This window comes from Pseudomonas sp. ML2-2023-6, from assembly GCF_037055265.1.
In the GTDB taxonomy this organism is placed as follows: Bacteria; Pseudomonadota; Gammaproteobacteria; order Pseudomonadales; family Pseudomonadaceae; genus Aquipseudomonas; species Aquipseudomonas kulmbachensis.
The window spans coordinates 1,598,603-1,612,405 of the sequence record NZ_CP146347.1 but is presented as its reverse complement, the minus strand read 5'-3'; the positions used below and the strand labels follow the sequence as shown (position 1 = coordinate 1,612,405).

Genomic DNA, 13,803 nt, shown 5'->3' with positions numbered 1-13,803 from the left:
GTTTAAGCCTGTTCCAACTTGGTTTCAACACGGGAAGCCGGGATTGCTTTTGCGGCTACCAGACGCTTGTGCTGCTCAGCCTCGATACGCTCGATGGTCTCAACCGGCACCATGTAGCCTTGGTCATCACGGGCAGCGTGGGCAACGAAGACCACGACAGTGCCAACCAGACCAACGATGGCCAGCCACCAGATATGCCAGATCATTGCGAAACCGAACACGGTCAGCAAAGCACCCATGTACACACCGGTAGCGGTGTTGTTAGGCATGTGAATCGGCGAGTACTTGGCCGGGGCCTGGTACGCAGTACCGTTTTCCTTGGCTTCGGTGAACGCGTCGATGGTGTCGACTTTTGGCACTACAGCGAAGTTGTAGAACGGAGGTGGCGACGAAGTCGACCATTCCAGGGTGTGGCCATTCCACGGATCGCCATGCTCGCAGGCGTTCTCTGGCAGCTTGCGGTCACGAATACTGACGTACAGCTGGATCAGTTGGCAGGCGATACCGATAGCGATCAGTGCCGCGCCGAACAGAGCAACGTACAGGTAAGGCACCCACTCAGGGTTGGTGCTGGCGTTCAGACGACGGGTCATGCCCATGAAGCCCAGCGCGTAGAGCGGCATGAAGGCAACGAAGAAGCCGACGCACCAGAACCAGAACGCTGCCTTGCCCCACTTCTCGTTCAGTTTGAAGCCGAACGCTTTAGGGAAGTAGAAGCTGAAGCCTGCGATGTAACCGAATACCGCGCCGCCGATGATCACGTTATGGAAGTGAGCAATTACGAACAGGCTGTTGTGCAGTACGAAGTCAGCACCCGGGATGGCCAGCAGTACGCCGGTCATGCCGCCAATGGCGAAAGTCACCATAAAGCCCAGGGTCCACAGAACCTGGCTGGTGAAGCGCAGACGGCCCTGGTAGATGGTGAACAGCCAGTTGAATAGCTTGACCCCCGTCGGGATCGAAATCAGCATCGTCGCCAGACCGAAGAAGGCGTTGACGCTTGCACCCGAACCCATGGTGAAGAAGTGGTGCAGCCAAACCATGAAGCCCAGCACCGAGATCGCGCCGGAGGCGTAGACCATCGAGTGGTGACCGAACAGACGCTTGCCGGTGAACGTGGAGATAACTTCGGAGAAGATACCGAACGCCGGCAGAATGAGGATGTATACCTCAGGGTGACCCCACGCCCAGAACAGGTTGACGTACATCATTGGATTGCCACCAAGTTCATTGGTGAAAATGTGGAAATCCATGTAACGGTCAAGTGTCAGCAGTGCCAGGGTAGCGGTCAGGATCGGGAACGAAGCCACGATCAGAACGTTTGCCCAGGTGCAGGTCCAGGTGAAGATCGGCATGTCCATCAGTTTCATGCCAGGAGCACGCATCTTCAGGACCGTCGCCAGGAAGTTAACCCCGGTTAACGTCGTACCTAGCCCCGATAGCTGGAGCGCCCAGATGTAGTAATCCATCCCCACGCCCGGGCTGTACTGCAGGCCCGACAGCGGCGGATAGGCAACCCAGCCGGTCTTGGCGAACTCGCCGACGCCCAGCGACAGGTTAACCAGCACAACGCCGGATACCAGCAGCCAGAAGCTCAGGGAGTTCAGGAACGGGTAAGCCACGTCACGGGCGCCGATCTGCAGCGGCACTGCAAGGTTCATCAGGCCGGTGAAGAATGGCATCGCCATGAAGATGATCATGATCACACCGTGAGCGGTGAAGATCTGGTCATAGTGTTCAGGTGGCAGGTAGCCAGGCGAACCCTCGGTGGCCATGGCCAACTGGGTACGCATCATGACGGCGTCGGCAAAGCCGCGCAGCAGCATGACCATGGCGACGATGATGTACATCACGCCGATTTTCTTGTGGTCGACTGACGTTAGCCATTCGGTCCACAGGTAAGTCCACTTCTTGAAGTAGGTGATTGCCGCAAACAGCGCCAGACCACCGAGCGCGATCATGGCAATGGTGACCATGACAATCGGCTCGTGGAACGGGACCGCTTCCCAACTTAATTTACCAAACATCGTTTACTCCTCTGCCCCGGCAGCTGAATGCGAACTCATGTCCACCACATCGGTCCCGGCAACTTCTTTCTTCTCGTGCTTCACCGGCTTGCCTGGCTTCATACCTTCGTACTTGTCGACGATTTTCTGAAACAGGTTCGGTGTGTACGCGGAGAACAGTTCAACGGGGTTGTTCTGGCTTGCTTTGGACAAAGCAGCGTATTCAGCTTCATCAAGCTGTTTAGGTGACGCTTTGACTTCACTTACCCAGGCATCAAAGTCAGCCTGAGATGTCGAGATCGCTTTGAATTTCATGCCAGTGAAACCAGCACCGCTGTAGTTGGCAGAGATGCCTTCCATTTCAGCGTTGCGGTTGGCAATCAGGTGCAGCTTGGTCTGCATACCGGCCATGGCGTAGATCTGACCGCCCAGGCCCGGAATGAAGAACGAGTTCATGACCGTGTCAGAGGTGATACGGAAATTGACCGGGGTGTTAGCCGGGAACACGATCTTGTTGACGGTGGCGATACCCTGTTCCGGGTAGATGAACAGCCACTTCCAATCCATTGCCACCACTTCGATGGTAATCGGCTTGACGTCAGATTCGAGCGGACGATACGGGTCCAGCGCGTGGGTCGACTTGTAGGTGATCACGCCCAGGGCGATGATGATCAGAATTGGCACAGTCCAGATCACAACTTCGATCTTGGTGGAGTGAGACCACTTTGGTGTATAGGTAGCGCTGGTGTTCGACGCGCGATATTTCCACGCGAAGACGAGGGTCATAATGATGACCGGCACCACGACCAGAAGCATCAGCAGTGTTGCAGTGATGATCAGATTCCGCTCTTCGATCCCGACCTGCCCCACCGGATCGAGCAATGTCATATTGCAACCTCCCAGCAGCAACGTGCCGAAAAGTGGCAATAAGCCAAGGAGTCTGGGGTACCTTTTTTTAGTCATCTCACGACCTCTAAAACAGCTTGCACAATGCAGTTGGTTTTTTTCGCCAACACTTCGCCCTGCCAAGGGTTGGCTCTTTTCCGGAATTGAATAAAAGCCTGCTCTATCACCATCAGGCGAACGGGCAAATTCCGGGTTAGCAGTGATTTCTTATTCGATACGTGGTCAATGGCCTTGTTACAGACCAATTCCATTTGGTGCGGAACTTAGAAGGGTTGCCAGTACCTGGGAGTCGCATGGGACGCCTGTCATGAACCGCCCAGTCGCCCTTCAACTTCCCGCTTGGGCTCAGGGATGAGCAGGCTGGACGTTCAGTGCGGGCGATTGTAGATAGGTAGCTCTCTATAAACCATGTCTCATCCAGAAATAATTCTTCTCGGCTGTGGTAACAATCCCTACCTATTATTACCCGCTGCGCTTGGACACACCTCTAATCCCGTGCTGTAGCACACCATTAGCCCTGCATTTCAATGCCCCTTTTTAGCGCATCAATGGCCACCCCCTACCCCGCTTGAACGCCCAAATAAAAAGGGCTACAGCCGATTTTCATTGAGTCTCGAATCGCGCTTTTCAAGCCCTGCATCCGTTTTAAAATGCCTTGCCGGAGTTACATAAAGTCATACGTTTGAAAGACCGCCTGTCAGACCAAAACAGGCCCTGCGGCATTTTCTCCGTGACAATATGTCGCAGTGCCGCACACCCTTTTTCGGCGTCGAATGACATCCCCTTTACATTTGCGCGCAGACAAAAAAACGCCCCGCTTCTCCAGAGGAGGAACGAGGCTGTTCAAGCAGGATTTAACCCTTGGCTCAGCTTGATTTGCTGCGGTTGCGGTAAATACCCAGCGGCACCAGCACGGCAGTCATCACAAACGCCGCCAGCGCCCACTGCGCCAGCGAAAGGCCCAGTACGGGCGGGTACGGGGTTGAACAAAACCCGTCGACCTGAAACCCCAAAGGGAAGATGGCAGCCAGCGGCAAGCCGTCGACAATCGGCTGCAACGCATCAAGACCGCAGCTCACCGCAGGGTTAGCCAGAATGTAGACATGGCGCCCTGCAGCGACGATTCCACCAATGGCGCTCAGTACCACCAGCACTTCAAGCACCGTAAGACTGCGCCTGGTGGGCATCGCCGCACCAATAAAGGCGAAAATCGCGATCAGCAGCAGGGCATAGCGTTGCAGGATACACAACGGGCAAGGCGCCTCGCCGAGCACGATCTGCATATAGAGCGCACCGCCAATCAGTGCCAGGCAGATCAGCCCAAGCAGGACCAGGAAACGCTTCTCCCGGCCCAATTGCATCATGTCTTCCGTCATCCTGCGTCCCTTTGCCTGATTGTCTGTAAACGCGCAGTTTACACCCAGACCTTCGGCTTGGATGTATCTGAACATTACAGGGAAAGTGTCGCAGGGGGATTAATGGGGGATTAAGGCCCAGCTTTTGTAGCCGCTGCCGCAGGCTGCGATGGGTTGCGCAGCGATCCTGCTTTGCAAGATCCTGCGGCCCTTATCGCAGCCTGTGGCAGCGGCTACAGCTTTTAACCTGTATTGGCGGTTATTTCAGCTCGGCAGCCGGGCCGAAGAACTCATAGCGGCTTTGCTTTTCAGGCACGCCCAGCGCTTTCAGATGACGCTTGACCGCTCCCATAAAGCCTTTTGGCCCCAGGAAGTAAGCATCCAGATCACGCTCCTGTGGCAACCACTGGGCCAGCACTTCTTCAGTCAGCAGTCCTACATGATCTACAGACTCGTCCTGCTCGTCGTAGCAGTAAAAACGCTGCAATTGCGGATGCTGTTCGGCCAAATCATCGACCCAAGTGCGGAACGCGTGTACATCGGCATTGCGCGCGCAGTGGATAAAGTGAATCGGACGCTGGGTGGCCAGTGCGGCTTCGAGCATGGTCAGGGTTGGTGTAATGCCTACACCACCACTGATCAGCACCAGCGGCTTTTGGCTGTCAGTCAGGGTGAACTCGCCCGCTGGCGGGAACAGCTCCAGCGTGTCACCCACGCTCAGGCGGTCATGCAGGAAGTTCGAGACCACCCCGCCGCTTTCGCGCTTGACGCTGATGCGGTAGCGACCGACCTGGGCCAGCGCCGACAATGAATAGTTACGACGCACCTCTTCGCCATCGATGATCAGCTTCAGGCCAATGTATTGGCCGGGGGTAAAATCGAGGATCGGCTGCTGGTCAGTCGGGCTGAAGTAAAACGAGGTGATCTCTGCGCTTTCCTGGATTTTGGCCGCCAGTTTGAACTCGCGCCCGCCACGCCAGCCGCCGGGTGCAGCAGCTTTTTCATCGTATATGGCAGCTTCGGCACCGATCAGGATATCGGCCAGCTGGTTATAGGCCGCGCCCCAGGCGCTCAGCACTTGCGGGGTGGCAATGTCGCTGCCCAGAACTTCCTCAATTGCCCGCAATAAGCAGCTGCCGACAATCGGGTAATGCTCCGGAAGGATTTGCAGTGCAACATGTTTGTTGATGATTTTGGCCACCAGATCGCCCAACTGATCGAGCTGGTCGATGTGCCGCGCATACATCAGTACACCGTTGGCCAGCGCCCGCGGCTGGTCGCCACTGGCCTGGTTGGCCTGATTGAACAGCGAGCGCACCTGCGGGTACTCCGACAGCATCATGCGATAGAAATGAGTGATCAGCCCCTCTCCGCCGCTCTCCAGCAGTGGCACGGTGGATTTAACGATGGCACGATCTTGAGCAGTAAGCATAAGGGTGACTCCTGAGCACGTAGGCTTTAGCAATTACCCTTTACTTATCAGTTTTCATGCCAACAATTAAATCCTTTAAAATCAACACCTTAATACATAGATAGTCATTTTGACTCACACTGATTTATAGTCATACAGACTACACGAGGTCAAAATGACTGCAAAACTGCTGCTTACCACTCTATTGCCGCTTGTGGCTGACCTGTCCCGCGACCTGCCCGAAAGCGAACGCTATCGACGCTTGCTGCAAGCCCTGCGTGCCCTGCTCCCATGCGACGCTGCGGCTCTGTTGCGGCTGGACGGCGAATGGCTGGTGCCACTGGCGGTCGATGGTTTAAGCCTCGATACATTGGGGCGGCGCTTCAAGGTCAGTGAGCACCCGCGCTTCGAAGCGCTGCTCGCCAGCCCCGGTCCAACACGCTTCCCCAGCAATTGCGAACTGCCCGACCCGTATGACGGGTTGGTCGACGGGCTGGCTGAGCACCTCGAAGTACACGACTGCATGGGCTGCCCGCTGTTTGTCGAGGAGCGCCCCTGGGGGCTGCTGACCCTCGACGCACTGGACCCAAAACGTTTTGAGCCGATCGAACTGGACGACCTGCAAGCCTTTGCCAGCTTGGCCGCTGCCACGGTCAATGTTGCCCAGCGCATCGAGCGCCTGGCGTTGCGGGTAGAGGATGAGCAGCGCAAAGCCGAACTCTATCGACAGGCCAATGGTTCACCCAACAAGGAGCTGATCGGCCAGAGCAAGGTCCACAAACACCTGCTTGAAGAAATTGCCCTGGTGGGCGGCAGTGATCTGACGGTCCTGATCACCGGCGAAACCGGTGTCGGCAAGGAGTTGGTAGCCCAGGCCATTCACGCGGCCTCGCCACGGGCGGATAAACCACTGATTAGCCTTAACTGCGCCGCCTTGCCCGACACGCTGGTTGAAAGCGAGCTGTTCGGCCATGTGCGCGGCGCCTTTACCGGGGCAATGAATGACCGGCGCGGAAAGTTTGAACTGGCCAATGGCGGCACCCTGTTTTTGGATGAAGTGGGGGAGCTGTCGCTAACCGTACAGGCCAAATTGCTGCGGGTACTGCAAAGCGGGCAGTTGCAGCGTTTGGGCTCGGATCAGGAGCATCAGGTCGACGTGCGGCTGATCGCGGCAACCAACCGCGACCTGGCCGAGGAAGTTCGCAGCGGTCGCTATCGCGCCGACTTTTATCATCGCTTGAGCGTTTACCCGCTCAAGGTGCCCGCCTTACGTGAACGCGGGCGCGATGTGCTGCTGTTGAGCGGTTTTTTTCTGGAACAAAACCGTTCGCGTATGGGCCTGGGCAGCCTGCGCTTGAGCCCTGATGCGCAAGCCGCGCTGGTGCAGTATTCATGGCCTGGCAATGTGCGCGAACTGGAGCACTTGATTGGTCGCAGCGCCCTGAAAGCCCTGGGTAATTGCAGCACACGGCCGCGTATTTTGACCCTTACGGCTGCGGATCTGGATTTGCCGACGACCAGCGCAAGCGCCGCGCTGATTGAACCCGAAAGCGTGCCGGATGCCGTCGGCGACTTGCGCCTGGCTACCGAGAACTACCAGCGCCAGCTGATTAGCGCCTGCCTTGAACGTCATCAGCACAACTGGGCCAGCGCGGCGCGAGAGCTGGGGCTGGACCGGGCAAACCTGGGCAGGATGGCCAAGCGCCTGGGCTTGAAATAACCAGACTCCTGTAGCCGCTGGCGAGGTACTAGGCTGCGATGTGGGTCGCAGGCCCACCGCTTGGGGCCAATGCGCTGCCCATCGCAGCCTAGTACCTCGTCAGCGGCTACAGGAAAATGTATTCATGTCGATAACCCTGTATCGCTCCCACAACAGAAGGTTTTTATGTCATCGAACAATGCCCGCGCAGATTCACTTTCGCTTCTGCTGTTCACTCTGCGCAGCGGCAAGTTGTTGGCGATCAACCTGCTCAAGGTCAGTGAGATCATTCCCTGCCCCCCCCTGACCAAAATGCCCGAGTCGCACCCCAATGTGAAAGGCATCGCGGTGTTACGCGGCACAGCGCTGTCGGTGATTGACCTGAGCCGCGCCATCGGTGAGCAACCGCTGCTCGACCCTGACGGCGGCTGCCTGATCGTGACTGATGTCAGCCGCTCAAAGCAGGGGTTGCATGTGCAGGCGGTGAGCAAAATCGTGCACTGCCTGAGCACCGACATTCGCCCGCCACCCTACGGCTCCGGTAAACGCTCGTACATAACCGGCGTCACTCAGGTCGACGGCGTGCTGGTGCAGGTATTGGACATCGAAAAAGTGATCCACGGTATCGCCCCGACAAGAGTGGAAAAAGCCAGCGAGAGCCTCAGCAAGGAAGAGTCAAAACTGCTGGCCAACGCGCGAATACTGGTGGTTGATGACAGTCAGGTGGCACTGCAACAGTCGGTAATTACCCTGCGCAACCTGGGCCTGCATTGCCACACAGCGCGCAGTGCCAAGGAGGCCATCGAACGCCTGCTGGAACTGCAAGGCACACCGGATCAAATCAACGTGCTGGTATCGGACATCGAAATGTCCGAGATGGACGGCTACGCCTTTACCCGTACCGTGCGCGAAACTCCGGACTTTGCCCACCTGTACGTGCTCCTGCACACCTCGTTGAACAGCTCGATGAACAGCGAAAAGGCACGCTTGGCAGGGGCCAATGCGGTGCTGACCAAGTTCTCTTCACCCGAGCTGACACAGTGCCTGATCCTGGCTGCGCGCACGGTTGCCGAGCAAGGTTATTGAGCGACATGAGCGAGTACTGCCTGCTGCTGCGCAAAGACCTGACAGGCCCGCCGGCAACAGCTCACTGGCCTGCAGATGTAAGCCTGGTGGCCCTCGACGAGAATCTGATGCAACCGGTGCATGCCTTGCTCAGCCAGGGCTACAGCGATGGCAGTGGCAATATTGATTCGTTCGAGAAGTGGCACCACAGCCTGCTGCACGACGCCGAATATGACCCGCAGTTATGCTTGATCGCAATGCGTTCAGGGGTAGTGGTGGGGGTTGCGCAAGGCTGGACCAGCGCTTATCTAAAAGATTTGGTGGTGCATGCCGGACATCAAGGGCAAGGCATTGGCCAGGCGCTGCTGGCGCGGATGTTTGCGGTCTACGCACAACGCGGTGAGCCCTGCGTTGACCTGAAGGTCATGGAGGACAACACCAAGGCCCGCCGTTTATACGAACGGGCCGGGATGGTTCAGGTGAAGCGCATCGAGCTCTGAATCAGCGCTTGCCCATGGTTTTACGTGTGCCGTGTGGCGGTGCGCCAGGGGTTGTGTCGTGGCCGCCGAGACCGCTTTTCTGGTAGTACGCCTTGCCTTGGGACTTGGCCTTGGCAAACTCGGAAGGTTTGAAAGGGAACGTGAACGCAGGAATTACCGGTTTTTTCGGGGCCTCCAGCTCGGTTGTATTTTCAACCAGGTCAGTGCCCACGGCATCAGGAGCCGTCGATTGGGTAGGGGTAGTCATGAAAGCTCCGAAATACGGTAAAAATTCAGGCCAAGTGGCGCAATGCCGCGCAGTATACCTGCGCGCCCCCTGTGCGTTGCACTCACTGGTCGTAAAAATCATCAAGATCTCGATGTTGCGCTGTCAATCAATGGCGTAGCAGCTCTGCGTTCGATTGCGAAGCGATCGTGGAACCTGAGCCCACGGTTTGGCTGATATACAGCGAGTTCAGGTTTTACGACGACTTCGTCGCCGAACGCAGCCTCGTTCCTTCGGCAGCTGCTACGAATTTCCAAACTGTCAGTAATGTCAGTTAACCGTCACTGTACTGACCGGGTCCACGCGCTATAACTCTTTAATAAGCCCCCAATCCACGTATACGGCGTCTATCCAGCATGCCCACCCCAACCAGAAAAATCTTGCTGGGCACGTTAGTGATTGCCCTGATCGGTGGCGGCATCTGGTGGCTCAATCGCCCCGCAGCCAATAAGTCCACAGGTAGCGCAGCGGTGCCGGTGCGAGTTGTCCAAGTGCTGCAGCAAGATGTGCCGAGCTATACCCACGGAATTGGCGCGGTGTTGTCGTTGCACAGTGTGATGATCCGCCCGCAAATCGACGGCATACTCACCGAGATACGGGTCAACGAAGGCCAGACGGTCAAGACTGGCGATCTACTGGCGACCCTGGATGACCGCTCGATCAAGGCCAGCCTCGATCTGGCCAAGGCCCAACTGGGACAGAATCAGGCGCAACTGCAAGTCGCATTGATCGACCTCAAACGCTACCAGTTATTAAGCGTGGACAACGGCGTGTCCAGGCAAACACTCGATCAGCAACAAGCCTTGGTCAATCAACTCAAGGCCTCGGCACAGGGCAATCAGGCGACGATTGCAGCGGCGCAGGTGCAGTTGTCGTATACGCAGATCCACTCGCCGGTCACCGGGCGCGTGGGCATTCGCACTGTAGATGCGGGTAATTTCCTGCGAGTCAGCGATACCCAGGGACTGTTTTCCGTTACCCAGATCGACCCCATCGCGGTGGAGTTCTCCCTCCCCCAACAACAATTGCCCATGCTGCACGACTTGCTCGCAGCCAAGGATCCGGCCCGGGTCAAAGCCTTTATCGGCAACGCTGACAGCAGCGGCACGCAACTGGGCGAAGGTCGTTTGAGCCTGATTGATAATCAGGTCTCGGCAACCACCGGCACGATCAAGGTCAAGGCCCAGTTCGACAACCCCAAACAAACGCTGTGGCCCGGCCAACTGGTCAATGTCGAGATCCAGACCGGACTGGTACAGAACGCGCTAGTGGTGCCGCCGCAGGTGGTGCAACGCGGGCTGGACAACTATTTCGTGTACCGGGTCAGCGGTGACACAGTAGAAACAGTCCCCGTGCAGCTTGTTTTCCAGGACACCGAGCTGAGCATCATCACTGGCGTCAGCCCCGGCGACACGCTGGTCAGCGATGGTCAATCGCGACTCAAGCCGGGCTCGCGGGTTGAAGTGCTAAGTGAGCCGACCGCCGTTCAGGTGCAGCCATGACCCAAAGCCGCTCGCTGTCGGCCTGGTGTGTCGATCACCCGGTCGCCACCGTATTGCTGACCTTCGCCCTGGTACTGGTGGGGCTGATTGCTTTTCCGCGACTGCCCATCGCGCCCTTGCCCGAGGCTGAATTCCCGACCATTCAGGTATCAGCCCAACTGCCCGGCGCCAGCCCGGACACCATGGCGTCATCGGTAGCCACGCCGCTGGAGGTGCAATTCAGCGCCATCCCCGGCATGACCCAAATGACCTCCAGCAGCGCACTGGGCTCGACCAGTCTGACCCTGCAATTCACCCTGAACAAAAGCATCGACACCGCCGCCCAGGAAGTGCAGGCCGCGATCAACACCGCGTCCGGCAAATTACCCAAGGACATGCCTACCCTGCCGACCTGGAAGAAGGTCAACCCGGCCGACAGCCCGGTGTTGATCCTGAGCATCAGTTCCTTGCAGATGCCCGGCACCGAACTCAGCGATTACGTCGAAACCCTGCTGGCCCGGCAGATCAGCCAGATCGACGGTGTAGGCCTGATCAACATCACCGGCCAGCAGCGCCCGGCAATCCGGGTCCAGGCCTCGGCCGACAAGCTGGCCGCCATCGGACTGACCCTGGCCGACATTCGCCTGGCAATCCAGCAAACCAGTCTCAACCTGGCCAAGGGCGCGCTGTACGGCCCATCGAGCATTTCCACACTGTCAACCAACGACCAGCTGTTTGACGCGGATGAATACGGCCAATTGATCGTCTCTTACAAGGACGGCGCCCCCGTGCAATTGCGCGATGTGGCGCGAGTGGTCAACGGGGCCGAGAATGATTATGTACAAGCCTGGTCCGGGCATCAGCCGGGACTGAACCTGGTGATTTCACGTCAGCCGGGGGCCAATATCGTTGAGACAGTGGACCGCATCCAGGCCGCCCTGCCCGGCTTGCAAGCCATGCTCCCGGCGTCAGTTGAAGTGACCGTACTCAGTGACCGGACCAAAACCATCCGCGCCTCCCTGCATGAAGTGGAAATCACCCTGCTGATTGCCGTACTGCTGGTGGTTGCAGTGATGGCGCTGTTTTTGCGTCAGTGGTCAGCCACCCTGATTGTGTCAGCGGTGCTCGGCGTGTCACTGATCGCCAGCTTTGCCTTGATGTATGTACTGGGGTTCAGCCTCAACAACCTGACACTGGTGGCGATTGTGGTGGCCGTGGGGTTTGTGGTCGACGATGCGATTGTGGTGGTGGAGAACATTCACCGTCACCTCGAAGCGGGCGAGAGCATGCGCGACGCCGCGATCAAAGGCTCCAGCGAGATCGGCTTTACCGTGGTATCCATCAGTTTCTCGCTGGTGGCGGCATTTATTCCGTTGCTGTTTATGGGGGGCGTGGTCGGACGACTGTTCAAGGAATTCGCCCTGACCGCGACCTCAACCATCATGATTTCAGTGGTCGTGTCGCTGACCCTCGCCCCGACGCTGGCCGCGCTGTTTATGCGTTCCCCGGTGCACAAGCCCGACGCCAAACCGGGCTTTGGCGAGCGCTTGCTGGCTTGGTACGAAAAGGGTTTGAAACGGGCCCTGGCGCACCAGCGGCTAATGCTGGGGATTTTCGGCGTGACGCTGGCCATGGCCATCGCCGGCTATGTACTGATCCCCAAAGGTTTCTTCCCGGTTCAAGACACCGGCTTTGTACTCGGCACCAGTGAAGCGGCGTCCGACATTTCATTTCCGGACATGATGCAAAAACATCTAGCCTTGGCCAACATCATCGGTAACGACCCGGCCGTGCAGGCGTTTTCACACTCAGTGGGCGTGACCGGCAGCAACCAGACCATCGCCAACGGCCGCTTCTGGATTGCCCTCAAGGACCGCGGGGAGCGCAATGTATCGGCCAGCGAGTTTATCGACCGCATTCGCCCGCAACTGGCCAAGGTGCCGGGGATTGTGCTGTATCTGCGCGCAGGTCAGGACATCAACCTCAGCTCGGGGCCAAGCCGCAGCCAATATCAATATGTACTCAAGAGCAACGATGGGCCGACGCTCACCACCTGGACCCAACGCCTGACTGAAAAACTGCGCGCCAACCCGGCCTTTCGCGACTTGTCCAACGACCTGCAACTGGGCGGCAGCATCACCCATATCAGCATCGATCGGAACGCCGCAGCTCGCTTCGGCCTCACCGCCACCGATGTCGATGAGGCGCTGTACGACGCTTTTGGTCAGCGTCAGGTCAATGAGTTCCAGACCGAGACCAACCAGTACAACGTGATCCTGGAAGTTGACGCGCAGCAGCGCGGCAAGGCCGAGAGCCTGAATTACTTCTACCTGCGCTCCCCGCTGACCGGGGAAATGGTGCCGCTGTCGGCCGTGGCCAAGGTCGATGCCCCCACCAGCGGGCCGCTTTCGATCAGCCATGACGGCATGTTCCCGGCCGCCAACCTGTCGTTCAACCTCGCCCCGGGCGTGGCCTTGGGCGATGCGGTGCTGATGCTCAACCAGGCAAAAAACCAAATCGGCATGCCGAGCACCATCAGCGGCAACTTCCAGGGTGCCGCCCAGGCATTCCAGAGTTCGCTGGCCAGCCAGCCCTGGTTGATTCTTGCGGCGCTGGTGGCGGTGTACATCATTTTGGGGGTGCTGTACGAAAGCTTCGTGCATCCGTTGACGATCATTTCGACCCTGCCTTCGGCCGGGCTCGGGGCGCTGCTGATGCTGTGGATCTGCGGCCAGGATTTTTCAATCATGGCGCTGATCGGGCTGGTATTGCTGATCGGTATCGTCAAGAAAAACGGCATCCTGATGATCGACTTTGCCCTGGATGCCCAGCGCAATCGCGGCCTGAGCCCCGAAGATGCGATCTATCAAGCCTGCATCACGCGGTTCCGGCCGATCATCATGACCACCCTCGCCGCCTTGCTCGGCGCCCTGCCGCTGATGCTCGGCTATGGCACCGGCGCCGAACTGCGCCAGCCGCTGGGGATTGCCGTGGTTGGCGGGTTGCTGGTGAGCCAGGCGCTGACGCTGTTTACCACGCCAGTCATATACTTGTGGCTTGAACGGTTATTCCATCGTTCCAAACCCGTCAGTGTGCTGACGACGAATCACTGAGG

General features: G+C 58.0%; 10 protein-coding genes. 5 read left to right on the top strand and 5 right to left on the bottom strand.

What is annotated here, in order from left to right; translation table 11 throughout:
* Positions 1-2: 2 nt before the first annotated feature.
* From cyoB to hmpA, 4 genes are all read right to left on the bottom strand, one after another.
* The gene (cyoB, locus tag V6L79_RS07450) at positions 3-2,027 is read right to left on the bottom strand and encodes a cytochrome o ubiquinol oxidase subunit I (RefSeq protein WP_261741023.1); all 2,025 of its coding nucleotides are present in this window, start codon (positions 2,025-2,027) and stop codon (positions 3-5) included.
* A 3-nt stretch (positions 2,028-2,030) separates the two neighbouring features.
* Positions 2,031-2,969 (bottom strand): ubiquinol oxidase subunit II, encoded by a 939-nt coding sequence (gene cyoA / locus V6L79_RS07445; RefSeq protein WP_261742375.1) that lies wholly within the window; start codon positions 2,967-2,969, stop codon positions 2,031-2,033.
* An 809-nt stretch (positions 2,970-3,778) separates the two neighbouring features.
* Complete coding sequence (locus tag V6L79_RS07440) at positions 3,779-4,288, bottom strand: disulfide bond formation protein B (RefSeq protein WP_261741022.1); 510 nt, start codon at positions 4,286-4,288, stop codon at positions 3,779-3,781.
* A gap of 238 nt (positions 4,289-4,526) precedes the next feature.
* Positions 4,527-5,699: an NO-inducible flavohemoprotein gene (gene hmpA, locus V6L79_RS07435; RefSeq protein WP_261741021.1), complete on the bottom strand. Its 1,173-nt coding sequence runs from the start codon at positions 5,697-5,699 to the stop codon at positions 4,527-4,529.
* Positions 5,700-5,853: 154 nt separating this feature from the next.
* On the opposite strand from hmpA, the gene norR reads away from it, so the two are divergent.
* From norR to V6L79_RS07420, 3 genes are all read left to right on the top strand, one after another.
* Complete coding sequence (gene norR / locus V6L79_RS07430; protein ID WP_261741020.1) at positions 5,854-7,398, top strand: nitric oxide reductase transcriptional regulator NorR; 1,545 nt, start codon at positions 5,854-5,856, stop codon at positions 7,396-7,398.
* A 165-nt stretch (positions 7,399-7,563) separates the two neighbouring features.
* A complete protein-coding gene (locus V6L79_RS07425) occupies positions 7,564-8,463 on the top strand; it encodes a chemotaxis protein (RefSeq protein WP_261741019.1) in 900 nt (299 codons plus the stop codon).
* 5 nt (positions 8,464-8,468) lie between these two features.
* A complete protein-coding gene (locus V6L79_RS07420; RefSeq protein WP_261741018.1) occupies positions 8,469-8,942 on the top strand; it encodes an N-acetyltransferase in 474 nt (157 codons plus the stop codon).
* 1 nt (position 8,943) lies between these two features.
* Here V6L79_RS07420 and V6L79_RS07415 read toward each other — a convergent pair whose 3' ends face one another.
* Positions 8,944-9,189, bottom strand: coding sequence for a hypothetical protein (locus V6L79_RS07415; RefSeq protein WP_261741017.1), 246 nt, complete (start codon positions 9,187-9,189; stop codon positions 8,944-8,946).
* 374 nt (positions 9,190-9,563) lie between these two features.
* Here V6L79_RS07415 and V6L79_RS07410 point away from each other — a divergent pair, with 374 nt between their 5' ends.
* Both V6L79_RS07410 and V6L79_RS07405 read left to right on the top strand, forming a co-directional pair.
* Positions 9,564-10,709, top strand: a complete 1,146-nt coding sequence (locus V6L79_RS07410) for an efflux RND transporter periplasmic adaptor subunit (protein WP_261741016.1) — start codon at positions 9,564-9,566, stop codon at positions 10,707-10,709.
* Positions 10,706-13,801, top strand: coding sequence for a multidrug efflux RND transporter permease subunit (locus V6L79_RS07405; protein ID WP_261741015.1), 3,096 nt, complete (start codon positions 10,706-10,708; stop codon positions 13,799-13,801). The genes V6L79_RS07410 and V6L79_RS07405 overlap by 4 nt, the downstream gene beginning before the upstream one ends.
* The last annotated feature ends 2 nt before the right edge of the window (positions 13,802-13,803 follow it).